This is a genomic window from Tropicimonas omnivorans (genome assembly GCF_031846565.1).
Classification (GTDB): Bacteria; Pseudomonadota; Alphaproteobacteria; order Rhodobacterales; family Rhodobacteraceae; genus Tropicimonas_B; species Tropicimonas_B omnivorans.
In genome coordinates, this window is the sequence record NZ_JAVRHL010000003.1 from 634,059 (window position 1) to 659,582 (window position 25,524).

Here is a 25,524-nt window from a genome sequence, read left to right on the forward strand (position 1 = left end):
TCAGTTCGCGCCTTCGGCCTGCGCCGCCTGCAGTTCCTCGATCTCGGCGGCGTTCGCGAGGTTGGCCTCACGCACCATGGAAAAGCCGTCGGTGAAGCCGGACAGCGACACGTTGAGGTTCACTTCCTGATCGGGAGCGGAGGCCGGAACGATCCGCAGGTTGGCGGCAGCACCGCGGCGGAAGCTGTTCACTTCGGCCTCGGTAAAGCCCACGCGCGAGACGCACCCGGCCGGGACGCAGAACGTGAAGGGATAGCGGCGCGCCTGGCCGCTATCGACCGAGAGCGTTACCTGCTGGGTGAGCAACGTTTCCAGCGGCGTCACGATGGTCGCGCCGGCGACGGCCTGCTGACCGCCGGGAATGGAGACGATCTCGATCGTTGCGACGGAATTGCCGGCCCCATCCTGCAGGAGCTGGTGCAGCACGCAAGGGTCGGCGTCGAGCTGGGTGTTGACGCAGTGAACCTCCCAGTCGCCGGAGGCCTCGAGGATGTAGGTCTGGCCGAGTGCAGCGCCCTCGACCGAGGCGGCGGGTTCGGAGCGTCCGCCGGGGCCGGGCTGCGGCGCGGCCTGACCGGGGACGGGTTCGCCCATGTCGAGAGCTTCAGCGGCGGCCTGAGCGGGCGTCTGCTCACCATTCCCGGTTTCGCTGCCCTGTTCCGCGTCTGCCGCGGTCCCGGCGGTCTCACCGTCATCCTGAGCCAGAACCGGGCCGGCAAAGCCCAGCGTTGCGGCGAGCGCGAGAAGGGAGAGAGTGGTGTTCATTCTGGTCATCATAATGGTCTCGATATCCTCGGTACGTCTGCCGGTTTGAGGCGGCTTTTCCGACGAGCCGCTTACCACGGGCCGGGCGTGAAGTCAGGGGGCAAAGACTTGAGGAAGGGGAGGGCGAAAATGGAAAAGGGCCCCGAAGGACCCTTTCCCGGGGGAATTTCCCCCGCGCCATTCGGCGCTTTATTGCTGGTCTCCCTGTCGGACGGGCCGACTTGATGGGCGAACGCTATGCAGAATGATTCTATCCGTCAACTGCGTATTCCCCGAAGGCAGCCACAATCGGGCCCGGGACGGATTTGGGGAGCGGGTACGCCCGTTTGTCATTCGACGAAAGCGGAAAATCCGGCGAACCCTGCGACATTCCGCCACTTTTCCGGGCGCGATGAAAAAAAGGCCGCACCCGAAGGCGCGGCCCAGTCAGACAGGGAGGACGCCGCGGCCCCGAGACCGGGGCGCGACAGGGATCACTCTGGCCGATATGTGTTAAGATACTATTGTCGCGCGATGCGTGACCGCGAAAAGGGATTTCAGCGACATGGACGACCGGGGGACGATCTTCGTCGGCGGCGGAGGCGAGGGATACGGCTCGCCGCAATTTCTGGAGCTGAACAAGGCCAACCGCCACGGCCTGATCGCCGGCGCGACCGGCACGGGCAAGACCGTGACGCTCCAGATCCTCGCCGAAGGCTTCAGCGCGGCCGGCGTCCCCGTCTTCGTGTCGGACATCAAGGGCGATCTGTCGGGACTCGCCGCCGCTGGATCCGCCGAGGCGAAGCTCCACGATGCCTTTGCCGAGCGCGCCGCGACCATCGGCCTTGATCTTCAATACAGCGCCTTCCCGGTGACGTTCTGGGATCTCTTCGGCGAGAAGGGCCACCCGGTTCGCACCACGATCGCCGATATGGGGCCGCTTCTGCTGTCCCGCCTCCTCGATCTGTCCGAAGCGCAGGAGGGCGTCCTCAACGTAGCCTTCCGCGTGGCGGACGAGCAGGGACTGGCGCTGCTCGATCTGAAGGACCTGCAGGCGCTCCTGACCTGGACCGGTGAGCAGCGCAAGGAGCTGTCCCTGCGCTACGGCAACGTCTCCACCGCCTCCGTCGGCGCGATCCAGAGGGCCCTCCTGGTGCTGGAAAACGAGGGCGGTGACCGGCTCTTCGGCGAACCGGCGCTCGAGATCCGCGATTTGTTCAGGATCGGTGAGGACGGGGGGGGGCAGATCAACCTGCTCGCCGCGGACCGGCTCGTGAATTCCCCCCGGCTCTACGCCACGTTCCTCCTTTGGCTTTTGTCGGAGCTCTTCGAGATGCTGCCGGAGATCGGCGATCCGGACAAACCCCGGCTCGTCTTCTTCTTCGACGAGGCGCACCTTCTGTTCGACGATGCCCCGAAGGCGCTTCTGGACAAGGTGGAACAGGTCGCGCGGCTGATCCGCTCTAAGGGGGTCGGCGTCTATTTCTGCACCCAGAATCCGGCGGACGTGCCGGACGACGTGCTCGGGCAGCTCGGCAACCGCGTCCAGCATGCCCTCCGCGCCTTCACCGAGCGGGACCGCAGGGCATTGAATGCCGCCGCCGGGACCTATCGGGACAATCCCGGGCTCGATATCGCCGCCGCGATCTCGGAGGTCGGGACGGGGGAGGCGGTCACCTCCTTTCTCGCCGATAACGGGGAGCCCGGCATGGCAGAGCGGACCCTGATCCGTCCTCCGTCCTCCCGCCTCGGCCCCGTCGGGGAGGAAGAGCGCGACGCCCTCGTCGCGGCCTCTCCTTTTGCCGGGCGCTACGAGGCAGAGGTCGATCGCGAAAGCGCCTTCGAGATCCTGACGGAGCGCGCCGAGACGGCGAAAAAGCGCGCGATGGAGGCCGAGGATGCCGCAGAGGAGGAGCACGACTTCAACGCGGCCCGGCGGTATTCCGGGCCCGTCGTCGGACGGTCGGGGGAGGAGCGCAAGTCCACCCGGACGGACAGCATCGGCACCGCCTTTGCCAAGAGCTTCGCCCGCCAGCTCGGGACCCAGTCGAGCCGCATGATCGTGCGCGGTCTCCTCGGCGGCATCTTCCGCGGACGGTAGGCCGGAACGAGAAAGGGCGCGGCCCCTGCATCGGCCGCGCCCCGTTCGTCCATCCTTGCCTGGAAACACCCCGGGCGGGACGCAGCTCCGCCGCGCACCGGGCGCCCCTTCGGCTCAGGGGATGATGCGGTTGTACTTCGTGCCTTCCAGCGTCGCGCCGACGATCAGGCCGGACTGGCCGAAGATGATCGCGATCACCGGATCGAGGGAGGTCAGCGTCTCGGCGGAGATGTTGCCGCCGCGATCGTTCACCGCGTATTCGGCGTTCGCGCCGACCGACCAGCCCGGAGAGGTGCGGAAGGAGCGCAGCGCGTCGGTCGTCATGAAGTAGAGGACGTGCGCATATTGCTGGGCACCGATCTGGAAGCCGATGGAGGCTTCGACGGCGGCGTAGTAATCCACCGTCACGTTGTCGATCCTCAGTGCGCCGCGGCCATAGCCGCCGCCGATGCCGAAGCCCGCCTTGGTCACGAGCGGCATGTAGAGCGCGCCCATGGACTTGGCTTCGAGATCCCGGGTGCCCGGAAACTGGTTGTGCAGGTAGTTGCGCGTGGAATCGACGCGGGCGTCGATGCGTTGCCCGCCGCCCGACCCGACTGCGTTGCTGCAGCCGGCCAGCATAGTCGCGCTCGCCGCGGAGGCGATGAAAGCCCGTCGCGACGTGGGAATTGAATTGTTCATGATCACTGCCCCAAGTGGATCGACATGGTTGCCCTCGTCTCCGGCATCTCCGGCCGGTTGACCCCAGCCATAGCGCGGCGGGGGCACCAAGTCATCTGTATCTTGTGATAGGGCGCCTCATTTCAGCGGCCCCCCGCTTAAACCTCTTTTAGCCGGCGCGCGATGCGCGGGGCGAAATAGGTGAGGATCCCGTCGCATCCCGCCCGTTTGAAGGCAAGCAGGCTCTCGGCCATCGCCTTCTCGCCGTCGATCCAGCCGGCCCGCGCGGCGCCCTCGATCATCGCGTATTCGCCGGACACCTGGTAGGCGAAGGTCGGCACCGAGAAGCGCTCCCGGACCCGGCGGCAGAGGTCGAGATAGGGCATTCCGGGCTTCACCATCACCATGTCGGCACCCTCGGACAGGTCGCGGGCGACCATGCGCATCGCCTCGTCGCCGTTCGCCGGGTCGATCTGGTAGGTGGACTTGTCGCCCTTGAGGGCGCCGGACGCGCCGACGGCGTCCCGGAACGGCCCGTAGAAGGCGGAGGCCATCTTGGCCGCGTAGGACATGATCGAAAGGTGACCGTACCCGGCCTCCTCGAGCGCATGGCGCATGGCTCCGATCCGGCCGTCCATCATGTCCGAGGGGCCGAGGATGTCGGCGCCCGCCTCGGCCTGCACCAGCGCCATCCGGACCAGCGCCTCGACGGTTTCGTCGTTCAGCACCTCCCCGTTCTTCACGATGCCGTCATGGCCGTGCGCGTTGTAGGGATCGAGGGCGATATCGGTCATCACGGCCACCTCGGGCGCCGCCGCCTTCGCCGCCCGGATCGCGCTGCAGGTCAGGTTCTCGGGGTTCCAGGCCTCCTCGCACGCGGCGGTCTTCTTCTCGTCCTCGGTGTAGGGAAAGAGGCAGATCGCCGGGATCCCGAGCTCCGCCGCCTCGCGCGCGGCGTCCGCGATGCCCTCCACCGAGCGGCGGAAGACGCCGGGCATGGACGGGATCTCCTCCATCAGCTCCGCCGGCCCCTCGCGCACGAAGACCGGCCAGATCAGGTCGTCCGCCGTCAGGACGTTTTCGCGCACGAGACCGCGCAGGGCGGCGGAGCGTCGCAGGCGGCGCGGGCGGCCGATGGGGAAGGGGGCGGAGCTGTGCATGTCGAACCTCTCGAAGCCGCTGCGGGCGGGGCGGTACTCCCGGCGGCAGGTGCCACGGCGGGGCGTCCACCTCAAGTGTCCGGCATGGGTTTCGCTTCGCGGCGAGCAAGGCTAGGGTCCGCCGAACCGAGCAAGACAAGACAGAAGCGGGCGCTGTGCTCTCCTGGTACGAAACCGTCAGCGGACTCATCGACCTGCGGTCGTTCTCCAACCTGTGGTACTGGATCATGCTCGCCGTGGTCTGGTCCTCGGCCAGTCACTTCGTGCTCGGCGTTCCGTGGGACATGGTGCTCCGCGCCAAGAGGCAGGGCGGCGCGGCGGAGGAGGATCTGCACGACCTCGTTCGCGTGAACGTGAACCGCCTGCTTCATATCGCCGAGACCGCCGGGGCGGGGCTCCTTGCGATCGCCTGCTTCCTTCTGACGACGCTCACTCTCCTGGGCTTCGTCTACGGCATGGAATTTGCGCAGGCCGTCGATCTCCTGGCCGTTCCGCTTACCCTCGTCGCATGGCTCTCGATCCGCTGCGCGAGGGGCATCCGGAAGGCGGACGGCGCCGATCTCTACCGCCGGCTGCACCGCCACCGTCTTGTCACGCAAGGGATCGGGATGGCCGCGATCTTCGTCTCGGCCTTCTGGGGCATGGCCTACAATCTCGGTCTGCATCCGTTCTGAGGGGCACCGCGGTGCATTGGCGAGTTGACAATGCCGCCGGGGTGGATACCTGACCCGCCCTATGGCCTCCCCCGATCATATCACCGTCTCCGGCGCCCCCGAAGGGTTCGACGCACTTCTTCTGAAGCGCGAGATCGATGCCGGGCGCGCCGTCATCCACGTCGCCCGCGATGCCGCCCGGCTCGCGGCGATGCGCGCCGCGCTCGCCTTCTTCGCGCCGAACGTCGTCATCCTCGACTTTCCCGCCTGGGATTGTCTGCCCTACGACCGGGTCTCCCCGAACCCCGCCGTCTCCGCCACGCGCATGGCGACGCTGGCGGCGCTCGTCCAGGGAATGCCGGGGCCGTTCGTGCTGCTGACGACGCTCAACGCCGCCGCCCAGAGGGTGCCCGCGCGGGATGTCCTTCGGGAATCGTCCTTCACCGCCGACGTGGATCACCGGGTGGACGAGGAGGCGCTGCGCGGTTTCCTCGTGCGGATGGGGTTTTCCCAGGCGCCCACGGTGATGGAACCGGGCGATTACGCGATCCGCGGCGGCATCATCGACATCTATCCGCCGGGCGAGGGCGGCCCGGTGCGGCTCGACCTCTTCGGGGACACGCTCGACGGAGCCCGACGGTTCGATCCCGCGACCCAGCGCACGACCGAGAAGCTGACCCGCGTGGAACTCGCCCCCGTGTCCGAGGTAATCCTGGACGAGCCGGCGATCCGGCGGTTCCGGCAGGCCTACCGCAGCGAGTTCGGCGCCGCGGGCACGGACGATCCGCTCTACGAGGCGGTGTCGGCCGGGCGCAAACATGCCGGGATCGAGCATTGGCTGCCGTTCTTCCACGACCACCTGGAGACGCTGTTCGACTATCTTCCGGATGCGGCCGTGATGCTGGACGACCAGATGACGCCCGCGCACCTCTCGCGCTGGGAGCAGGTGGACGACGCCTATGACAGCCGCCGTGAGGCGATGAAGGTGAAGGATCGCGCCGGCGGCTCCGTCCCCTACAAGCCCGCGGCGCCGGAGCTTCTCTATCTCGACGAGGAGGCCTGGGGCGCGGCGCTGAAGCCGCACCGCCTCCTGCGCCTGTCTCCCCTGCCGCAGCCGACGGGGGCCGGCGTCACCGATGCGGGCGGCCGGATCGGGCGGAACTTCGCGCCCGAACGCCAGCAGGAAAAGCTGTCCCTCTTCGCGGCGCTCAAGGACCACGTGGAGGAGCGGCGCAAGCACGGGCCGGTCGTCATCGCCTCCTACTCGGAGGGCGCGCGGGACCGTTTGAAGGGCCTGATGGAGGACGAGGACCTCCAGGGCCTGTCCGAGATCGCCGACTGGCGGGATGTTCCCGATGCGAAGGGCGGGGTGCATCTCGCGATCTGGGCCCTTGAAGCGGGCTTCGAGGGGCCGGCGGGGGACCTGCGCGTCACCGTCGTCTCCGAGCAGGACGTCCTCGGCGATCGCCTGATCCGCCGGCCGAAGAAGAAGCGCCGGGCGGAGAATTTCCTCACCGAGGCGCAGAGCCTGAGCCCCGGAGACCTCATCGTCCATGTCGACCACGGCGTCGGGCGGTACATGGGGCTGGAAGTCGTGGAGGCGCTCGGGGCGGCGCACGAGATGATCCACCTCGAATACGCCGAGGGCGCGCGACTCTACCTGCCGGTGGAGAACATCGAGCTTCTGAGCCGCTACGGCCACGAGGAGGGCCTTCTCGACAAGCTCGGCGGCGGCGCGTGGCAGTCGAAGAAGGCGCGCCTCAGGGAGCGGGTCCGGAAGATCGCCGACCGTCTCATCCGGATCGCGGCGGAGCGGTTGCTGCGCAAGGCGCCGGTCCTGTCGCCGCCGGATCATGCCTGGGAGGAGTTCTCGGCACGCTTCCCGTATGACGAGACGGACGATCAGCTCTCCGCCATCGCGGACGTCCTGGAGGACCTGGAGGCCGGGCACCCGATGGACCGGCTGATCTGCGGCGACGTCGGCTTCGGCAAGACGGAGGTCGCCCTCCGCGCCGCGTTCGTCGCCGCCATGTCCGGCCGGCAGGTTGCCGTCATCGCACCGACCACGCTGCTGGCCCGGCAGCATGCCCGTGCCTTCACCGAAAGGTTCAAGGGCTTCCCGCTGAACGTCCGGCAGCTCTCCCGCTTCGTCAGCGCCAAGGAGGCGAGCGCGACCCGCAAGGGCATCCAGGACGGCACGGTGGATATCGTCGTCGGCACCCATGCGCTCCTGTCGAAGCAGGTGAAGTTCCGCGACCTCGGCCTTCTCGTGATCGACGAGGAGCAGCATTTCGGCGTGTCGCACAAGGAACGGCTGAAGGAGATGCGCTCGGACGTCCACGTCCTGACGCTCACCGCGACGCCGATCCCGCGCACGCTGCAACTCTCGCTCACCGGCGTGCGGGATTTGTCGATCATCGGCACGCCGCCCGTCGACCGCCTCGCGATCCGCACCTACGTTTCGGAGTTCGACGCCGTGACGGTGCGCGAGGCGCTCCTGCGTGAGCATTACCGCGGCGGCCAGAGTTTCTTCGTCGTCCCCCGGATCGCCGACCTTCCCGCGATGGAGGAGTTCCTGCGCGAACAGGTGCCGGAGATCTCCTTCGTCGTTGCCAATGGCCAGATGGCGGCAGGCGAGCTGGATGAGCGTATGAACGCGTTCTACGACGGCAAGTTCGATGTCCTCCTGGCGACGACCATCGTCGAGAGCGGCCTCGACATTCCGACCGCCAACACGATGATCATCCATCGCGCGGACATGTTCGGCCTGTCCCAGCTCTACCAGATCAGGGGCCGCGTCGGCCGGGCCAAGACGCGCGCCTACGCCTATCTGACGACCAAGCCGCGGGTGAAGCTGACCCAGTCCGCCGAGAAGCGCCTGCGGGTTCTCGGAAGCCTCGACAGCCTCGGGGCGGGCTTCACGCTCGCGAGCCAGGATCTCGACATCAGGGGCGCCGGCAACCTCATCGGTGAGGAGCAGTCGGGGCATATCCGCGAGGTCGGCTACGAGCTTTACCAGTCGATGCTGGAGGACGCGATCGCCAAGATCCGCTCCGGCGAACTCGAGGGACTGACGGATGCCGAGGAACAATGGGCGCCGCAGATCAACCTCGGCGTGCCGGTCCTGATCCCGGAGGCTTACGTCCCGGATCTCGACGTGCGCCTCGGCCTCTATCGTCGCCTCTCCGGCCTCGAGACCAAGGTGGAACTGGAAGGGTTCGCCGCCGAACTGATCGACCGCTTCGGCAAGCTGCCGAAGGAGGTGAACACGCTCCTGCTCGTCGTGCGGATCAAGGCCGAGTGCAAGAAGGCCGGCATCGCCAAGCTCGACGCCGGTCCCAAGGGCGTGACCGTCACCTTCCACAACGACAAGTTCGCCAATCCGCAGGGCCTCGTTGCGTTCGTACAGGCCCAGGATGGTCAGGCGAAGATCAAGGACAACAAGATCGTGGTCCGCCGCGACTGGGCCCGCGCCTCGGACAAGATCAAGGGCGCGTTCTCGATCGCCCAGGACCTTGCCGCAAAGGCGAAGCTGGCCGAGCAGAACAAGGGTGAGAAGGCGAAGGCGGGGCAGGGCTGCTCCTGATCCGCCGGCCGATGCGGGGGGCGTCACGTCACGCAGGCTCTCGCATGTGATGGATCGTCCCGGCCTTCACAGCAGGCGCCGCCCCGGAGCCGGGCCGTCCGGGGCGCGCCCTTGCCGTTATCGCGCGGGCGCGGCCGCTTACTTTCCGCGCCAGATCCAGCCGCCGCCGAAGACGCGTGTGCCGCCCGTTTCGTAGAAGACGCAGGCCTGACCCGGCGAGACGCCTTCCTCGGCCTGGACGAGCTCGACTTCGGCGGTATCGGGGCCCGTCGGTCGTAGGATGGCCTCCGCCGGCATCCGCGTGGAGCGCACGCGTACAGAGACCTCCCAGGCATCCCGCGACTCGAACGGCTCGTCGCCGAGCCAGTTGATCTCACGCACCGGGACCGTCCGGGTGGCCAGCGCCGATTTCGGCCCGACGACCACGCGACGCGCGTCCGGATCCAGCTTCACGACGTAGAGCGGATCGCTCAGACCGCCGATCCCGAGCCCGCGCCGCTGGCCGATCGTGTACCGGATGACGCCCTCATGGGATCCGACCACGCGGCCCTCCATGTCCACGATATCGCCCGGCTCGCCAGCGCCGGGGCGCAGCTTCTCGATGACGGAGGCGTAATCGCCGTTCGGAACGAAGCAGATGTCCTGACTGTCGGGCTTGTCCGCCACCGGCAGGCCATGCTTCGCGGCGAGGGCCCGCGTCTCCGCCTTGGAGACGAGCCCGCCGAGCGGGAAGCGCAGGTAGTCGAGCTGTTCCTGCTTGGTGGAGAACAGAAAGTAGGACTGGTCCCGCGCCGGGTCCGCGGCCATGTGCAGCTCCGCTTTCGCCGGGCCGTCTTCGCGGCGGATGTAGTGGCCCGTCGCCATGCAGTCGGCGTCCAAATCCTTCGCCGTCTCGAGCAGGTCCCGGAACTTCACACGCTCGTTGCAGCGGATGCAGGGCACAGGCGTCGCGCCGCCGAGATAGCTGTCGGCGAATTCGTCGATGACGGCCTCGCGGAAGCGGTTCTCGTAATCGAGGACGTAGTGCGGAAAGCCCATGCTCTCCGCCACGCGGCGGGCATCGTGGATGTCCCGCCCGGCACAGCAGGCGCCCTTCTTCGCAAGCGCCGCACCATGATCGTAGAGTTGGAGCGTCACGCCGACGACGTCGTAGCCCTCGGCTGCAAGCTCGGCCGCGACGACGGAGCTGTCCACGCCTCCCGACATCGCCACGACGACCCGCGTCTGCGAGGGCGGCTTGGCAAATCCGAGGGAATTCAGTCCGGTGGTCGTGTCCAGTGCCATGACGCGGTCCTCCAAAGGCCCGTGATGCGACGAGAAAGACGGCCGGCTACAGGAAAATTGTAGGCATCTCAAGGTCGCGCCGAAACCGGCCTTTAAGTCGCAAGAGGCATCTTCCGCTTCGCGAGAAGAATGGAGGTGCGTGCGATGTTTATCAAGAAGGTGGACGGCCCGAGGGCGGTGAAGCTCCCCGACGGAACGATGATGACGCGGGCCGATCTGCCCGAGACGGGCACGCGCCGGTGGGTGGCCAGCCGCAAGGCCGCCGTCGTGCGCGCGGTACGTCATGGCCTGATCACGGCCGAAGGCGCCTGCGAGCGCTACGGGCTGTCCGGGGAGGAGCTCGAGAGTTGGTCCCGCGCGGTCGAGACCCATGGCGAGGCTGCCCTAAGGACGACGGCGCTGAAACGCTACAGGGATCGCCGAACCGATCCGGAGCGAGAAGGAACTGGACAGCCCTGAATACAACCCTAAGGTGTAATCTCCTATCTTGAGTATGGTAACGGGCGATTAATCTTTTGGCGACATGGTTCCAGTCGTCGCCGGGGGAACAAATAGGGACGAACGTATGCGTATCCTGCTTATCGAAGACGATCCTGCCACCACGAAGAGCATCGAGATGATGCTGTTGCATGCCAACCTGAACGTCTACGCCACCGATCTCGGCGAGGAAGGCGTGGATCTTGCGAAGCTCTATGATTACGACCTGATCCTTCTCGATCTGAACCTGCCGGACATGACGGGCCATGACGTGCTGAAGAAGGTGCGCATGGCGCGGATCGACACGCCGATCCTGATCCTGTCCGGCATGGACGATACCGACAGCAAGCTGAGGGGCTTCGGCTTCGGGGCGGACGACTACATGGTGAAGCCCTTCCACAGGGATGAGCTCATCGCCCGCATTCACGCCATCGTGCGCCGCTCGAAGGGGCATTCGCAGTCGGTGATCCATACCGGCAAGATCTCGGTCAATCTGGATGCCAAGACCGTGGAGACGGACGGCAAGCCCGTCCACCTGACCGGCAAGGAATACCAGATGCTGGAGCTGCTCTCGCTCCGGAAGGGGACCACGCTCACGAAGGAGATGTTCCTCAACCATCTTTACGGCGGCATGGATGAGCCGGAGCTGAAGATCATCGACGTCTTCATCTGCAAGCTGCGCAAGAAGCTCGGGCAGGCGACCGGCGGCGAGAGCTACATCGAGACGGTCTGGGGTCGCGGCTACGTCCTGCGTGATCCCGAACCCGTTGCGCTTGCCCCGGATCCGATCGCGCTCCGCGCCTGATCGACGCCGCGGGATCAGGGATGTCCGCACCGTCATCCCGTACCGTCATCCCGCGGCGGCTCTCTTGTCTGCTTTAGTCCAGCCCTTGCTCCGCGCACGCGCCGCGCATAGACACGGACGGACTTCAAAGACAGCAGGAGCGGTCAATGGCCAAGGGCGCTGGCAAGCAGGTTGGAAATGTTCTCGTCTGGCTGGTGCTGATCGCGCTCGTGGTCGGTCTGGGCGGATATGGTGTGACCAATTTCGGCGGGAGCACCTCCTCCGTCGCCACGGTGGGGGACCGGGACATCAGCGCACAGGACTACGCGCGCAACCTCCGGCAATCGGTCCAGGCGCAGGGTCAGCAGCTGACGCTGGCCGAAGCCTCGCAGCGGGGCATCCCGGCCCAGGTTCAGGGCCGGCTCATCGCCAATGCCGCGCTCGACAACGAGGCGGACCGGATCGGCCTCTCGGTGGGTGACGAGCGGGTGGCCGATCAGATCGCGCAGATCGAGTCCTTCCAGGGCCTGGACGGCGATTTCAGCAGTGACGCCTATACCTTCGCCCTGCAGCAGACCGGCTTCACGACCTCCGAGTTCGAAGCCGACATCCGGGACGAGACCGCCCGCTCGATCCTGCAGGCCTCCGTTGCCGGCGGTGTCGATGCGCCTGCCCGGCTGATCGACGTCCTGATGCAGTTCTACGGCGAGCGACGCAGCTTCGAGTTCGCCCGCTATACGGCCGAGTCCCTGATCGAGCCGCTGCCGGAGCCGTCGGACGAGGAATTGCAGGCCTATTACGACGAGAACTCGGACGACTTCACCATTCCGGCGGCCAAGCTTGTGTCCTACGCGTGGCTGACCCCGGACATGCTCGCCCCGCAGATCGAGGTGGACGAGGACGCCCTCCGGCAAATCTACGACGAGCGCTCGGATGAGTTCACGCAGGCCGAACGGCGCCTCGTCGAACGTTTGATCTTCGATAACGAGGATCAGGCAAGCGAAGCCCGCGCGGCCATCGAGAACGGCGATCTGAGTTTCGAGGACGTGGTCGAGGGCCGCGGCCTTGGCATGGATGACGTCGATCTCGGCGATGTGGCCGAGAGCGATCTCGGCGCCGCCGGTGCCGAGGTATTCGCGCTGGAGGAGCCTGGCCTCGTCGGTCCGCTTCCCTCCCAGTTCGGCCCGGCGCTCTACCGGATGAACGGCATTCTCGCCGCGACGACCGTGACCTTCGAGGAGGCGCGGGACGATCTTGCGCGCGATCTGCGCCTCGAGCGCGCGCGCCGTCAGATCGAAGCGCTCGCGATCGACGCGGAGGACGCGCTCGCCGGCGGCGCCACCGTCGAGGACCTCGCCGCCGAGACGCCGCTCGAAGCGGGCCGCGGCGAGATCCGCGAGGGCTCTGAAGATCCGCTCGCGAGCTACACCGAGGTCCGCGAGGCCGCCCGGTCCCTCACCGCCGAGGATTACGCCAGCATAGACGTGCTCGAGGATGGCGGGATCTACGCGATGCGCCTCGACGAGGAGCTGCCGCCCCGCGTGCCGCCCCTGGCCGACGTGAAGCCCCAGGTCATTGCCGGGTGGGAGCGCGCCGCAACGCGGGATCTCCTGCGCGAGGAGGCGGAGCGGGCCGTGGCGCAGCTCGATGTCGGCGGTCAGTTCGGCGACGACGGCTCCGAGACCGGCTCGGCGGATCTCGTCACCCGCGATACCTTCATCGCCGACACCCCCGAGGCGATGATCGAGGCGGCGTTCGAGATGGAGGAGGGTGACACGCGCATCGTGGAGGGCGAGACGGACGTGTTCCTGCTGCGCGTGACCGCGATAGCGCCGCCAGCGGAGGACGACGAGCGGATGACCAACTTCCGCAACGCGCTCACGGCGCAAACGGCGCAGAGCCTCGCCGCGGACGTGTACCAGCTCTACGGCCGTGCGCTCACCGATTCTGCGGGCATCTCCTACAACGATGCCGCGATCAACGCCGTGAACTCTCAGCTTTTCCGCTGATGGCGAAGCTCTTCCCGGATCCCGCAACCTTCGCCGAAGGCTTTTCGGCGGGGCGGAACCAGGTCGTCTGGACGCGACTTGCGGCCGATCTCGACACGCCCGTCTCGCTGATGATGAAGCTGGCGTCGGAGAGGCCGGACAGCTTCGTGCTGGAATCCGTGACCGGCGGCGAGGTGCGCGGGCGGTATTCGATGATCGGAATGAAGCCCGATCTGGTCTGGCGCTGCGACGGGACGTCCGCCTCGATCAATCGCCAGGCCCGTTACGAGCGGGATGCCTTCGAGCCGGAGACGGCGGATCCCCTCACCTCGCTCCGCGCGCTTCTCGAGGAGAGCCGGATCGTCCTGCCAGCCGAGCTTCCGGCGGCCTCGGCCGGGCTGTTCGGCTATCTCGGCTATGACATGGTGCGCCTGGTCGAGCGCCTGCCGAACGTCAATCCGGACCCGATCGGAGTGCCCGACGCGCTGCTCATGCGGCCGTCCGTCGTAGCCGTCCTAGATGGCGTGAAGGGTGAGGTGATGGTCGTGGCGCCGGCCTGGGCCGGCTCCGGACTGAGCGCGAAGGCGGCCTATGCGCAGGCCGCGGAGCGGGTGACGGACGCGGTCCATGCCATCGAGAGCGGCATGGCAGGCGAGGCGCGGAGCCTCGGGGAAAGCGCTCGGGAGCCCGGGGCGCCGGTGTCCAATTTCACCCCGGAGGCCTACAAGGACGCGGTTCGCAAGGGCAGGGAGTACATCCGCTCCGGGGACATCTTCCAGGTCGTTCCCTCACAGCGCTGGACGCAGAGCTTCGAGCTGCCGCCCTTTGCGCTCTATCGCGCGCTGCGGCGGACGAACCCGTCGCCGTTCATGTTCTACTTCGATTTCGGCGGCTTCCACGTCGTCGGCGCGAGCCCCGAGATCCTGGTGCGCGTCCGGGAGGGCGAGGTCACGATCCGCCCCATCGCGGGGACGCGTCCACGCGGCGCGGACGAGGCGGAAGACCGGGCGCTCGAGGCCGATCTCCTGGGCGACGAGAAGGAGATGGCGGAGCACCTGATGCTGCTCGACCTGGGGCGCAACGATGTCGGCCGGGTCGCGAAGATCGGGACGGTGCGGCCGACGGAGGAGTTCCTCATCGAACGCTATTCCCACGTCATGCACATCGTTTCGAACGTGGTCGGCGAACTGTCGCAGGAGCATGACGCGCTGTCCGCGCTCCTCGCCGGCTTGCCCGCGGGAACGGTCTCGGGTGCGCCGAAGGTGCGGGCGATGGAAATCATCGACGAGCTCGAGCCCGAGAAACGCGGCATCTATGGCGGCGGCATCGGCTATTTCAGTTCGGACGGCGACATGGATTTTTGCATCGCCCTGCGCACGGCCGTCCTGAAGGATCGCAAGCTCTATATCCAGGCCGGCGGCGGGGTGGTGTGGGATAGCGATCCCGAGGCCGAATTCCAGGAAACCGTCAACAAGTCCCGCGCCATCCGCGCCGCGGCGGAGAATGCGGGCCGGTTCGCCGGGCGCGGTAACGGCTGACGCGCCCGGCGGTGCCCGGGCGCCCGGGCGCCGTTACATCGCGAAGGACGTGCCGCAGCCGCAACTGGACGTGGCGTTGGGGTTCTCCACGGTGAACCGTGCGCCGATCAATTCCTCGGTGAAGTCGATCACGGCGTTTTCGAGGAAGGGCAGGGACACCTCGTCCACCACTACCTTCTGGCCATCCTTTTCCAGCACCAAGTCCCCGTCGTCCGGCGAATCGAGGGTGATCTCGTACTGGAATCCGGAACAGCCGCCTCCTTCCACGGCCACGCGGAGGGCCTGCGGGGCCGCTGAGATCTCCGCGAGGCGGGCAAAGGTGCGGTCTGTGACCTTGGGCGGCAGGGTGAGTGACATATCTCGGGCTCCGTTCGCATTCCCGTAAGGCTTCGAATATATGGCGGGCGGGACAAGGCAACAAGGCAGGGACATGCTGCAGCCATACGCATCCCGTCCGGGCGACAGCCGCGGGCGGCTCCACGACGAAGGAGGGAGCGCGCATCGCTCCTGTTTCCAGAGAGATCGGGACCGGATCATCCATTCCAGCGCGTTCCGGCGGCTGAAACACAAGACCCAGGTCTTCGTCGAGCATGAGGGCGATCACTTCCGCACGCGGCTCACGCATTCGATCGAGGTCGCCCAGGTCGCGCGTACGATCGCCGGTGCGCTCGGTCTGAACGGGGAGCTGACCGAAGCGGTCGCCCTCGCTCACGATCTCGGTCACACGCCGTTCGGGCATACCGGGGAGGATGCGCTGGCGGCGCTCATGGCGCCCTATGGCGGTTTCGATCACAACGCGCAGGCGATCAGGATCGTGACCCGGCTCGAATGCCACTACGCGGAGTTCGACGGGCTGAACCTGACCTGGGAGACGCTGGAGGGGATCGCCAAGCACAACGGTCCCGTACTGCCCCCCTTGCCGATGGCGCTGGCCGAGTACGATGCGATTCATCCGCTCGAACTCGAGACCCATGCGAGCGCCGAGGCACAGGTTGCGGCGTTGTCCGATGATGTCGCCTACAACAACCACGACCTGCAGGACGGCCTCCGCGCCGGGCTGTTCACCGACGCCGAGCTGGCGGCCCTGCCGCTCGTCGCGCCGGCTTATGACGAGGTCGATTCGCGCTGGCCGGGGCTTCCCGTGGCGCGGCGGAGGAACGAGGCCCTGCGCCGGGTCTTCGGAATGATGGTGACGGACCTGATCGAGACCTCCCGCGCCCGTCTCGCCGAGGTGGATCCGCAAAGCGTGGTGGACGTGCGCCATGCGGGCCGCCCCGTGATCGTGTTCTCCGACGAGATGCGCGCCCGGATCGACGAGATCCGCGCCTTCCTCTTCACCCGGATGTACCGCGCGCCCTCCGTCATGCGCGAACGGGAGCGGGTGACGCGGGTGATCGAGGATCTTTTCCCGCGCTTCCTGGACGATCCCACGCTCCTGCCGATCGAATGGCGCGCGGGCCTTCGGGAGGGGGACACAGCCCCCGCGGCGCGGGCGCGCCTCGTCGCCGACTATATCGCGGGGATGACCGACCGTTTCGCCTTGCAGGAACACGAGCGGCAGGCGGGCTAGCGTCCCTCGGGGTCCGTCCGGCTGGCCATGGCCGGACGAACGCCCTGTATCGCACGGCCACTCTGCGCTAGGACGAATGGTCAGAAGACAGTCGCAGGATCGGGGCAGAATGCAGGGAACGTTATCAGAGGCGGCGATGGCGCCGATCATGGCCTTTGCCCTGGTGGGCGCGCTCGGGGTCGGAGCTCAGTGGATCGCGTGGCGCCTGCGCCTCCCGGCAATCGTGCTGATGCTGCTCGCCGGCCTGCTCATCGGGCCGGTCTTCGGCGTGTTCGACCCGGAGCGGGATATCGGGCCGCTGATGCAGCCCATGGTGGCCATCGCCGTCGCCATCATCCTCTTCGAGGGCGGTCTGACGCTGAACATCCATTCGCTGCGGGATGCTGCGCTCGGCGTCCGGCGGCTCGTCGTGATCGGCGCGCCGCTCGGATGGCTGCTCTCCGCGCTCGCGCTGCACTATGTCGCCGGCCTCGGCTGGGCGGCGGCCTCGGTCTTCGGCGGGATCATGATCGTGACGGGGCCGACCGTGATCGCGCCCCTTCTGCGGACGGCCCGACTTGCACGGCGCCCGGCGCAACTCCTGCAATGGGAAGCCATCGTCAACGATCCGATCGGCGCGCTCGCGGCCGTGCTCGCACTGGAACTGGTCGTCGTTCTCGACACGGCGGAGAGCTTCGGCGTGGCGGCATGGGACCTTGCCTTCGGCATCGGCGTGGCCTGCATCCTCGGGGCCATGACCGGCTGGATCCTCGCCTTCGCCTTCAAGCGCGGGTTCGTGCCCGAGTTCATGAAGGTCCCGGTGCTCTTCGCCTTCCTGCTCGTCGCCTTCGGATTGTCCGACTTCATCCTGCACGAAAGCGGCCTTCTGGCGGTGACGGTGATGGGCGTGGTGGTCGCGAATGCGAACCTCGCCAGCTACACAGAGATGCGGCGGTTCAAGGAGCATGCGACGATCCTGCTCGTCTCGGGTGTCTTCATCCTCCTGGCCGCGAATCTCGAATTTTCGGCCCTCGCGCTTCTGGACTGGCGTGCGGCGGCCCTGATCGCCGTGGTGATCTTCGTCGCGCGTCCGCTCACGGTCCTGGTGTCGCTGCTGAAGACACCGATCCCGATGAAGGAGAGGCTCCTCGTCGCCTTCACCGGTCCGCGGGGCGTGGTCCTGGTGGCGGTCGCGGGGCTCTTCGGCGAACGGCTGTCGGAGCTCGGATTCGAGGACGGCGCGCGGATCGGTCCGCTCGCCTTTGCCCTCGTCGCCGCGACCGTGGTGCTCCACGGCTTCACGTTGCGCCCCGTCGCGCGCTGGCTCGGGCTCGCTGGCGGCGAGACCGTGGGCGTCGCGCTGATCGGCGGCTCTGCCTTCTCCGTGGGGTTCGCCGAGGCGCTGAAGAAGGCGGACGTGCCGGTTCTCATTGCCGACCCGAACCGCGCCCGCCTGCGGGGCGCCCGCGCCGCTGGACTGCCGACCTTTTTCGGGGACATCCTCTCCGAAAGCGCCGAATACTCGGTCGAGATCGCCAGCTACGGCATCTGGATCGCGGCGACGGACAACGACGCCTACAACACCCTCGTCACCACCGACATGGGGCCAGAGCTGGGGCGGGAGTTCATCTTCCAGCTCCGCCGCGTGAAGCAGGAAAGCAGTCGCCACGCGCTTCCCGCGACGCTCGGGGGGCAGACCATCGCCGGGGGGCGGACCTATACCGAGGTCAACGCCCTGATCGCTGAGGGGTGGAGTTTCCGCGTCACGCGCCTGACGGAGGAATTCACGTTGGACGACTGGTCAGCCTATTATCCGGGCGGCATTCCCCTTGCCCGGATCATGCCGGGCGGCGATCTGCGGATCCTCACCGGGCCCGAGGACGAGTTCCGCTCGCCTGAGGGCACACGCCTCGTGGCGCTCGTGCCACCGGAGGAGGAGACGCCGCAGAACGATTCGGATACGTCCGAGGCGGCCGAGTAGACGCGGGAGCAGGGCGGGCCGATCCCGGGGCCGCCCTCGTCTCACTTGGTCCCATCGGATCCTGCCCTCCCGAAAACGAAAAACGCGCCCGGATGGGGCGCGTTTTTGAACGGATCGTGCTGAGGAGAGAGGCTGATCAGCCGCCCCAGGTCCGCACGCTGCCGCAATCCATGTGAACGAAGTTCGAGCCGTAATACTTGCCGACGCCGCCGGCGCGGCAGGCCTGCGCCGCTTTCGCGACCTGGTTCACCGAGCGCGTGTCGAGGCGGAGGTCCGCAGCTTGCGCCTTCATGTGCAGCGACTTGCTGGCAACGCCGCCGGAGCGGCTGGCGAGCATCGCGTTGGTGGCCGGAGAGCGGTAGCCGGAGAGCAGCATGTAGGGCTCGTTGCACTCGAGCAGGTTGTGAGTGGCGGCCATGATGTCCAGCGTGCGGAAATCGACGGCTTTCACCTCGTTGCGGCGCCAGTCGCGGAAGAAATGGTCGATCTCGACCTTGGCGTCTTTGATGTAGTCGCCCTCGATCCAGTAGATCGTGTCGAGCTTCTCGCCGGTCCGGCCGTTGTACATCTTCAGCCGCCGGATGTCCCCGGCGCCCCGTAGGAAGCCGAAGGCGTTCGAATAGGTAGGCGCCGATGCGACGGCCGTGGCGGCGAAGGCCGCAAGAAGACCGCGCCGCGAAAGGGCGCCCGATGTGCGTGAATCAGTCATGTTTCGCTTCTGTCCCGTTGCCTCGTGGGGGTCGCTCTATGGCGGCGACCTGTGTCCACTTATTCCCAGATGCAGGGGATTGATGCCACAGGATGGTTACCGCACCAATAACGGAATCGCGCGGGTTCCGTGAGCAGCTCGGCTTTCGGCAAGATTCTGCCAAGACGCTGACCTTAATTGATCGTTTTCAACGAATTGCAGCGAGTGAGCCCCCTGCGCCACATCCCCGGAGGGGGGTTGGAAAGCGGTTAAACCACTGTCACGTATTGGTAAAATGGGTAATTCACCCTGTTCCGCCTTCCGAAGTGACGTTTTCGCGAGCGCCGCGTGACTGGACACCGCTCTCCCCCCGGCAAAGATTGGCCCGAACTCACGCGCCCGCATCCCCGCGCGGCGCCGATCGGGATATCTTCGATGAACGCCGCACGACGGACCCTCTCCGCCATTTGCCTTGCCGCCGCCACCTTCGGCGCGCTTCCCGCCGAGGCCCAGATCTCCGCCTTCCGCCAGTCGGTCGCGGAACGCGCGCTTGGTGCCGATGCGGTGGGGGAGGCCTATCGCAAGCGGGATTACGCACCGATCTTCACCGGGCGCGAGGACGGGGCGCGGCGCCAGGCCCTGCTTTCGGCCCTTTCGAAGGCTGGTGCTCACGGCCTGCCGACGTCTCGCTACGATCCCGATGAGCTGATCGCCGCGTTCCGGTCGGTGAAGAGCGATCGCGACCGCGGCCGCGCCGAGATGATGGCGGCCCGCATGCTGGTCGATTTCGGGCGGGACATCTCGTCGGGTGCGCTCGAGCCGGGCAAGGTCGTCCCCGGTATCAAGCGCGAGATCGCGCGGCCCGACGCCGCCGAGATGCTCGAGGCCTTCGCTGCGACAGGCGATCCGGACGCGTTTCTCGCTGGCCTCGCTCCCCGGACCCCCGAATACACGCGCCTGATGGCCGAAGCGCAGCGCCTCGTCCGCCTCATCGCCTCGGGCGGTTGGGGGCCTGCGGTCGAGGGCGAGAAGCTCGAAGCGGGCCAGAGCGACGGCCGTGTCGTCGCCCTGCGCAATCGGCTGATCCGCATGGGATACCTGGAGCGGACCGCATCTCCGGAGTACGACGCGGCGCTCGTATCGGCCGTGCAGCAGTTCCAGCGGGACCACGGTATCGCGACGGACGGCGTGGCCGGACCCTCGACGCTGGCGGCACTCAACGTGTCCCCGGAGCAGCGGCTGGCGCAGGTCACGGTTGCCATGGAGCGAGAGCGCTGGCTGCCGCAGGATCGCGGAGAGCGGCACATCCTCGTCAACATCACCGACTTCACCGCGCGCATCCTCGATGACGGCAAGGTGACGTTCGAGACGCGCTCCGTCGTCGGCGCGAACAATTCCGACCGGCAGACGCCCGAATTCTCGGACGTGATGGACCACATGGTCATCAATCCGACGTGGTACATTCCGCGCTCCATCACGACGAAGGAATACCTTCCGATGATGAAGCGGAACCCCAACGCGGTCTCGCATCTGGATGTGGTGGACAGCCGTGGGCGGACCGTTCCGCGCAGCGCGATCAACTTCGCCGCCTACAGCCAGTCGAGTTTCCCGTTTTCCATGCGCCAGCCGCCGTCGCAGAACAATGCGCTTGGGCTCGTGAAGTTCATGTTCCCCAACAGGTACAACATCTATCTGCACGACACGCCCTCCAAGTCCCTGTTCGACCGTGAGAAACGGGCGTTCTCCCATGGCTGCGTGCGGCTCAGCGATCCGTTCGACTTCGCTTATGCACTTCTTGCGAAACAGAGCGACGATCCGAGGGGCCTGTTCCAGAGCCACCTGCGGACCGGTGCCGAAACGCGGGTCAACCTCGACGCGCCGGTGCCCGTGCACCTGATCTACCGCACAGCGGTCAGCCAGCCGAAGGGCCGGATGTCCTATCGCGGCGACGTGTACGGTCGTGACGCCGAGCTCTGGGAGGCCTTGCGCGCAGCCGGGGTGGAAGTGACGGCCGGGCGGGGTTAGGGATCGGCCCCGCGTCGCGAGAGGGGCTGACATGAGATACAGCATCGCCGAGATCGCCGCCGCCATCGGCGCCCGCGCCGAGGGCAGAACGGACCTTCGTGTTGATGGAGCGGCCGAGCCGCAGGCCGGGGCACCGGATCGTCTCGCGCTGGCGATGTCGCCGGCCTATGCCGAAAGCCTCGCGTCTGGAACGCGTGCGGCGATGCTTGCCGAGGGGCAGGACTGGCAGGCGCTGGGGCTGGAGGCCGCGATCCTCGTGCCGCGCCCGCGCTACGCCATGGCCGGCCTCACGCAGATGCTGGACGACGGCCCCGCAATCGCGCCCGGGGTGCATCCCAGCGCCGTCGTCGATGAGACCGCCGAGATTGCCGAGGGCGCCGCCATCGGGCCCTTCTGCGTCATCGGGCCGGGCGCCCGGATCGGCCCGAATGCGCGGCTCGGGGCGCATGTCTCAATTGGCGCGGAGGCCCGGATCGGGGCGGACGCGCTGATCCTGGACGGAGTGCGCATCGGCGCGCGGTGCCTCATCGGGGATCGGTTCGTCGCCCAGCCCGGCGCAGTCATCGGGGGGGACGGCTTTTCCTTCGTGACGCCGGAGCCCGGCGCGGTCGAGGCCGTTCGCGCCTCCTTGGGGGACCGGCAGGGCCGCGCCCAGTCCGCCTATGCCCGCATCCATTCCCTCGGCGCCGTCGTGATCGGGGACGACGTCGAGATCGGCGCGAATTCCTGCATCGACCGCGGCACCATCGCCGATACCGAGATCGGGTCCGGGACCAAGATCGACAACCTCGTGCAGGTCGGTCACAACGTCCGGGTCGGCTCGGATTGTCTCCTCTGCGGCCAGACCGGTATCGCCGGCTCGACGGTTCTGGGGGATCGCTGCGTGATGGGCGGCCAGGTCGGCATCACCGACCACCTGAAGATCGGGGATGACGTGATCGCCGGCGCCGGCACGCTTCTGCGCACCGATCAGGCGGCGGGGCGGGTGATGCTCGGCAATCCCGCGATGCGGATGGAGGCGTCCATCGAGAGCTACAAGGCCCTGCGCCGGTTGCCGCGGCTCTTCCGGGATGTCGCAGCACTCAAGGACAGTCTTTCAAAGCGCGGGCCGGGCAATTAAATGGGGCCGACCGGGAAAGGATACCCATGACGGACGACATCGAAACCAGGGTGGCGGAGATCATTGCCGAACAGGCCGTCCTCGAGCCGGGCGATGTCCGCATGGACATGACGCTCGAGGATCTGGGCATCGACAGCCTCGGCCTCGTCGAGAGTATCTTCGCGATCGAGGAGGCCTTCGATATCCAGGTCCCCTTCAATGCCAACGAGCCGCAGAACAGCGCCTTCGACATCTCCTCGGTGGCCTCCATCGTGGCGGCGGTCCGCCAGCTCGTCGCGCAGCAGCACCCGGCGTGATGGCAGCCCGTCCATGAAGCGCGTCGTCATCACGGGGGCCGGCACGATCAATGCCCTGGGCCAGGATGTCCCGTCGACCCTCTCCGCCATGGCCGAGGGGCGGTGCGGCATCGGTCCGATCAACGTGCGCGACGTGGAGCGCCTGAACGTGCGCATCGGCGGGCAGGTCACGGAGTACGACCCCGACGAGTACTTCAATCGCCAGCAGATCGCGCTCTACGATCGCTTCACCCAGTTCTCCCTCCTCGCGGCGCGGCAGGCCATCGGCCAGTCCGGCCTGACCTTCATCGGCGATCTGTCGATGGAAGCGGGGGTGGTCCTCGGCACGGCGGGCGGCGGCGTGAACACCTGGGACGAGAATTACCGCACCGTTTACGAGGAGGGGAAGAACCGCGTCCATCCCTTCGTGGTGCCGAAGCTGATGAACAATGCCGGCGCCTCGCATATCTCGATGGAGTACAACCTCCGCGGACCGACCTACACCGTCGCCACCGCCTGCTCCTCCTCCAATCACGCGATGGGGCAGGCCTTCCATCTTGTGCGGTCCGGCGCGTCGCGGGTGATGGTGACGGGCGGGTCCGAGGCGATGCTCTCCTTCGGCGGGATCAAGGCATGGGAGGGCCTCAGGGTCATGTCCCGCGACGCATGTCGCCCCTTCAGTGCCAATCGCAACGGGATGGTTCAGGGCGAAGGGGCGGCGATCTTCGTCTTCGAGGAAATGGAGCACGCCCGCGCCCGCGGCGCCGAGATCCTCGCCGAGGTCATCGGCTTCGCCATGACGTCGGATGCCACCGACATCGTCATGCCCTCCCGCAAGGGGGCGGCCCAGACGATCGCCGCCTGCCTGCGCGATGCCCGGATCAGCGGCGATGAGGTCGGCTACATCAATGCCCATGGCACCGGCACCTCGGCCAACGACAAGACCGAATGCGCCGCCGTTGCCGACACGTTTGGCCCTTACGCGGACAACCTGATGATCTCCTCCACCAAGTCGATGCACGGCCACGTCATCGGCGGCACAGGCGCGGTGGAGCTTTTGGCCTGCATCATGGCGCTCAAGGACGGAATCGTCGCGCCGACGATCGGCTACGAGGAGCCGGATCCCGAATGCGCCCTCGACGTGGTCCCGAACGAGGCGCGCGAGGCGAAGATCGATGTCGCGCTCTCCAACGCCTTCGCCTTCGGCGGCCTGAACGCCGTCCTCGCCCTTCGGAGCGCCTGACCCCTCGGGAATGTGGGGCCCACGCCGGTCGAGGGGGCACCGGGCGGAAGGATGAAACCGTGGCGTGACCGCCCGTTCATCTTTCCGGCAAGTACCCCGGGGGAGGCACCGGGAGGTGCCGGGGGCAGCGCCCCCCCTTATACCGTCCGCCTGAGCCCCCTGCCGCTCAGGCGACTTCGGCGAAGACCTTGTCGAGGGCGGTCGAGAGCTTGGCGCACATCTCGTCCATCTCCGCATCGGTCAGGGTGAAGGCCGGGCAAAGGACGATGGACTGGCCGAGCGGACGGCAGATCAGCCCCTCGTCGGTGCAGGCATTCGCGATCCGCTCACTGACCGAGAGCTCGGAGGGGAAGGGCGCCTTCGTGGCCTTGTCCGCCACGGCTTCGAGCGCCCACATGTACCCGATGCCGCGGAGCTCGCCGATATTGGGGCGATCCGCCACCTCTGCGAGCTTGGCTTCGAGCCGCGGTGCGCCCTCGCGCACCTTGTCGATAAGTCCGCCCTCCACGATCAGGTCGATTGCGGCAAGCGCGATGGCGCAGCCGACCGGGTGGCCGGAGGCGGTGAACCCGTGGGGGAATTCCTCGATCGCTTCGGCAGCGGCCTGCATGCGGTCGGCAAGCTCGGGGCCGAGGATCACGGCGCCCATGGGAAAGAAGCCCGCCGTCAGCGCCTTGGACGAGATGATCGCGTCCGGCACGACGCCGTAGGTGTCACAGCCCCAGATGGTGCCCGTGCGTCCGAAGCCGCAGATCACCTCGTCCGAGACAAGCGGGATGCCGTGGCGTTTCAGGATCGGCTGGATGGCCTGGAAGTAGCCCTCGGGCGGGGGCACGACGCCGCCGGCGCCGAGAACCGGTTCGGCGACGAAGGCGGCGATGGTGTCGGCGCCCTCGGCCGCGATGGTCTCCTCGAGCTCGCGCGCGAGACGCTGGGTGAACTCGGCCTCGCTCTCACCGGCCATTCCTTCCCGCCAGTAATGCGGACAGGTCAGGTGGACGAAGCCGGGCAGCGGCAGGCCGAACACCTCGTTGTAGGGTTTCCCCGTCATCGAGGCGGAAACGACCGTCACGCCGTGATATCCGTTCTTGCGCGTCAGGATCTTCTTGCGCTCGGGCTTGCCTTCGGCGCGGCCGAGGAACCACAGCATCTTCACCAGCGTGTCGTTCGCCTCGGAGCCGCTGTTGGTGTAGAAAACACGCCCGCGCTCGAAGGGGGCAAGCTCGATCAGGCGTTCGGAGAGCATCACCGTCTGGTCCGACATCCGCCCGAAGAAGGCGTGGTAGCCGGGGAAGCGGGCATAGGCGTCCTGCGCGGCGGAGATCAGGCCGGGATGGTCGAAGCCTGCCACCATGTTCCAGAGGCCGGAATTCGCGTCGAGGTAGCGGTTGCCCTCTGTATCGAAGACGTAGGGGCCTTCGCCGTGGGTCAGGACGATGCTGCCCCGGCGCTTCACGGTCGGAAAATCGGTGAAGCCGAAGAAGCTCACCGCCTCGGCGCGGGTGTCCCACCCGGTTGGTCTCTTGTCGTCCATGGCCCATGGTCTCCCTGACTGTGCCGCCACGCTAGCGCCGGTGCGCAGCGCCCGCAATCGGTGCCGCTGCGCCGCGACCGCCCTGCTTGACCCTGCCGGGGCGAGGGGCGACAGGACAAGGGGGACGTTCGGCG

General features: G+C 67.3%; 20 protein-coding genes. 13 read left to right on the plus strand and 7 right to left on the minus strand.

Annotated features, from left to right (window positions below):
- The gene (locus tag RM543_RS13635; protein WP_311692543.1) at positions 1-765 is read right to left on the minus strand and encodes an invasion associated locus B family protein; all 765 of its coding nucleotides are present in this window, start codon (positions 763-765) and stop codon (positions 1-3) included.
- Positions 766-1,309: 544 nt separating this feature from the next.
- On the opposite strand from RM543_RS13635, the gene RM543_RS13640 reads away from it, so the two are divergent.
- Positions 1,310-2,845, plus strand: coding sequence for a helicase HerA-like domain-containing protein (locus tag RM543_RS13640; RefSeq protein WP_311692545.1), 1,536 nt, complete (start codon positions 1,310-1,312; stop codon positions 2,843-2,845).
- 114 nt (positions 2,846-2,959) lie between these two features.
- On the opposite strand, the gene RM543_RS13645 is transcribed toward RM543_RS13640, so the two are convergent.
- Positions 2,960-3,526 (minus strand): lipid-binding SYLF domain-containing protein, encoded by a 567-nt coding sequence (locus tag RM543_RS13645; protein WP_311692547.1) that lies wholly within the window; start codon positions 3,524-3,526, stop codon positions 2,960-2,962.
- A gap of 137 nt (positions 3,527-3,663) precedes the next feature.
- Complete coding sequence (gene hemB, locus RM543_RS13650; protein ID WP_311693364.1) at positions 3,664-4,665, minus strand: porphobilinogen synthase; 1,002 nt, start codon at positions 4,663-4,665, stop codon at positions 3,664-3,666.
- Between the two features lie 155 nt (positions 4,666-4,820).
- Between hemB and RM543_RS13655 the strand changes: the two genes are divergently transcribed.
- Complete coding sequence (locus tag RM543_RS13655) at positions 4,821-5,339, plus strand: component of SufBCD complex (protein ID WP_311692549.1); 519 nt, start codon at positions 4,821-4,823, stop codon at positions 5,337-5,339.
- Positions 5,340-5,400: 61 nt separating this feature from the next.
- Positions 5,401-8,904: a transcription-repair coupling factor gene (gene mfd, locus RM543_RS13660; RefSeq protein WP_311692551.1), complete on the plus strand. Its 3,504-nt coding sequence runs from the start codon at positions 5,401-5,403 to the stop codon at positions 8,902-8,904.
- A 138-nt stretch (positions 8,905-9,042) separates the two neighbouring features.
- Here mfd and mnmA read toward each other — a convergent pair whose 3' ends face one another.
- Positions 9,043-10,188, minus strand: coding sequence for a tRNA 2-thiouridine(34) synthase MnmA (gene mnmA, locus RM543_RS13665; protein WP_311692553.1), 1,146 nt, complete (start codon positions 10,186-10,188; stop codon positions 9,043-9,045).
- Between the two features lie 144 nt (positions 10,189-10,332).
- On the opposite strand from mnmA, the gene sciP reads away from it, so the two are divergent.
- The 4 genes from sciP to trpE all read left to right on the plus strand — a co-directional run bounded on the left by sciP (position 10,333) and on the right by trpE (position 14,975).
- On the plus strand, positions 10,333-10,647 hold the full coding sequence (sciP, locus tag RM543_RS13670; protein WP_311692555.1) for a CtrA inhibitor SciP: 315 nt from the start codon (positions 10,333-10,335) through the stop codon (positions 10,645-10,647).
- Between the two features lie 106 nt (positions 10,648-10,753).
- A complete protein-coding gene (ctrA, locus tag RM543_RS13675) occupies positions 10,754-11,470 on the plus strand; it encodes a response regulator transcription factor CtrA (RefSeq protein WP_311692557.1) in 717 nt (238 codons plus the stop codon).
- A 146-nt stretch (positions 11,471-11,616) separates the two neighbouring features.
- On the plus strand, positions 11,617-13,458 hold the full coding sequence (locus RM543_RS13680) for a peptidylprolyl isomerase (RefSeq protein ID WP_311692559.1): 1,842 nt from the start codon (positions 11,617-11,619) through the stop codon (positions 13,456-13,458).
- On the plus strand, positions 13,458-14,975 hold the full coding sequence (gene trpE / locus RM543_RS13685) for an anthranilate synthase component I (RefSeq protein WP_311692561.1): 1,518 nt from the start codon (positions 13,458-13,460) through the stop codon (positions 14,973-14,975). Before RM543_RS13680 ends, trpE begins: the two co-directional genes overlap by 1 nt.
- Before the next feature lie 33 nt (positions 14,976-15,008).
- Here the strand turns inward: trpE and RM543_RS13690 are convergent, their stop codons facing one another.
- Entirely contained in the window at positions 15,009-15,332 is a 324-nt protein-coding gene (locus RM543_RS13690; protein WP_116083939.1) for a HesB/IscA family protein, read from the minus strand.
- A gap of 73 nt (positions 15,333-15,405) precedes the next feature.
- Here RM543_RS13690 and RM543_RS13695 point away from each other — a divergent pair, with 73 nt between their 5' ends.
- Together RM543_RS13695 and RM543_RS13700 are read left to right on the plus strand one after the other, a co-directional pair.
- Positions 15,406-16,545, plus strand: coding sequence for a deoxyguanosinetriphosphate triphosphohydrolase (locus RM543_RS13695; protein WP_311692564.1), 1,140 nt, complete (start codon positions 15,406-15,408; stop codon positions 16,543-16,545).
- Between the two features lie 109 nt (positions 16,546-16,654).
- Positions 16,655-18,505 (plus strand): cation:proton antiporter, encoded by a 1,851-nt coding sequence (locus RM543_RS13700; RefSeq protein ID WP_311692566.1) that lies wholly within the window; start codon positions 16,655-16,657, stop codon positions 18,503-18,505.
- A 136-nt stretch (positions 18,506-18,641) separates the two neighbouring features.
- Here RM543_RS13700 and mepK read toward each other — a convergent pair whose 3' ends face one another.
- On the minus strand, positions 18,642-19,214 hold the full coding sequence (gene mepK / locus RM543_RS13705) for a peptidoglycan L,D-endopeptidase MepK (protein WP_311692568.1): 573 nt from the start codon (positions 19,212-19,214) through the stop codon (positions 18,642-18,644).
- Between the two features lie 414 nt (positions 19,215-19,628).
- Between mepK and RM543_RS13710 the strand changes: the two genes are divergently transcribed.
- Genes RM543_RS13710 through RM543_RS13725 form a run of 4 tightly spaced genes read left to right on the plus strand, consistent with a single transcriptional unit; the run spans position 19,629 to position 23,856 of the window.
- Entirely contained in the window at positions 19,629-21,218 is a 1,590-nt protein-coding gene (locus tag RM543_RS13710; RefSeq protein WP_311692570.1) for a L,D-transpeptidase family protein, read from the plus strand.
- A gap of 31 nt (positions 21,219-21,249) precedes the next feature.
- Positions 21,250-22,338: a UDP-3-O-(3-hydroxymyristoyl)glucosamine N-acyltransferase gene (gene lpxD / locus RM543_RS13715; RefSeq protein WP_311692572.1), complete on the plus strand. Its 1,089-nt coding sequence runs from the start codon at positions 21,250-21,252 to the stop codon at positions 22,336-22,338.
- Positions 22,339-22,364: 26 nt separating this feature from the next.
- A complete protein-coding gene (locus tag RM543_RS13720) occupies positions 22,365-22,634 on the plus strand; it encodes an acyl carrier protein (RefSeq protein WP_311692574.1) in 270 nt (89 codons plus the stop codon).
- A 13-nt stretch (positions 22,635-22,647) separates the two neighbouring features.
- Positions 22,648-23,856: a beta-ketoacyl-[acyl-carrier-protein] synthase family protein gene (locus RM543_RS13725; RefSeq protein WP_311692576.1), complete on the plus strand. Its 1,209-nt coding sequence runs from the start codon at positions 22,648-22,650 to the stop codon at positions 23,854-23,856.
- 166 nt (positions 23,857-24,022) lie between these two features.
- Here the strand turns inward: RM543_RS13725 and RM543_RS13730 are convergent, their stop codons facing one another.
- A complete protein-coding gene (locus RM543_RS13730; protein WP_311692578.1) occupies positions 24,023-25,390 on the minus strand; it encodes an aminotransferase in 1,368 nt (455 codons plus the stop codon).
- Positions 25,391-25,524 lie beyond the last annotated feature (134 nt).

Coding starts and splice junctions, on each gene's coding strand:
- RM543_RS13635 (WP_311692543.1), bottom strand. CDS start 765: ATGAACACCACTCTCTCCCTTCTCGCGCTCGCCGCAACGCTGGGCTTT.
- RM543_RS13640 (WP_311692545.1), top strand. CDS start 1,310: ATGGACGACCGGGGGACGATCTTCGTCGGCGGCGGAGGCGAGGGATAC.
- RM543_RS13645 (WP_311692547.1), bottom strand. CDS start 3,526: ATGAACAATTCAATTCCCACGTCGCGACGGGCTTTCATCGCCTCCGCG.
- hemB (WP_311693364.1), bottom strand. CDS start 4,665: ATGCACAGCTCCGCCCCCTTCCCCATCGGCCGCCCGCGCCGCCTGCGA.
- mfd (WP_311692551.1), top strand. CDS start 5,401: ATGGCCTCCCCCGATCATATCACCGTCTCCGGCGCCCCCGAAGGGTTC.
- mnmA (WP_311692553.1), bottom strand. CDS start 10,188: ATGGCACTGGACACGACCACCGGACTGAATTCCCTCGGATTTGCCAAG.
- sciP (WP_311692555.1), top strand. CDS start 10,333: ATGTTTATCAAGAAGGTGGACGGCCCGAGGGCGGTGAAGCTCCCCGAC.
- ctrA (WP_311692557.1), top strand. CDS start 10,754: ATGCGTATCCTGCTTATCGAAGACGATCCTGCCACCACGAAGAGCATC.
- RM543_RS13680 (WP_311692559.1), top strand. CDS start 11,617: ATGGCCAAGGGCGCTGGCAAGCAGGTTGGAAATGTTCTCGTCTGGCTG.
- trpE (WP_311692561.1), top strand. CDS start 13,458: ATGGCGAAGCTCTTCCCGGATCCCGCAACCTTCGCCGAAGGCTTTTCG.
- RM543_RS13690 (WP_116083939.1), bottom strand. CDS start 15,332: ATGTCACTCACCCTGCCGCCCAAGGTCACAGACCGCACCTTTGCCCGC.
- RM543_RS13695 (WP_311692564.1), top strand. CDS start 15,406: ATGCTGCAGCCATACGCATCCCGTCCGGGCGACAGCCGCGGGCGGCTC.
- RM543_RS13700 (WP_311692566.1), top strand. CDS start 16,655: ATGCAGGGAACGTTATCAGAGGCGGCGATGGCGCCGATCATGGCCTTT.
- mepK (WP_311692568.1), bottom strand. CDS start 19,214: ATGACTGATTCACGCACATCGGGCGCCCTTTCGCGGCGCGGTCTTCTT.
- RM543_RS13710 (WP_311692570.1), top strand. CDS start 19,629: ATGAACGCCGCACGACGGACCCTCTCCGCCATTTGCCTTGCCGCCGCC.
- lpxD (WP_311692572.1), top strand. CDS start 21,250: ATGAGATACAGCATCGCCGAGATCGCCGCCGCCATCGGCGCCCGCGCC.
- RM543_RS13720 (WP_311692574.1), top strand. CDS start 22,365: ATGACGGACGACATCGAAACCAGGGTGGCGGAGATCATTGCCGAACAG.
- RM543_RS13725 (WP_311692576.1), top strand. CDS start 22,648: ATGAAGCGCGTCGTCATCACGGGGGCCGGCACGATCAATGCCCTGGGC.
- RM543_RS13730 (WP_311692578.1), bottom strand. CDS start 25,390: ATGGACGACAAGAGACCAACCGGGTGGGACACCCGCGCCGAGGCGGTG.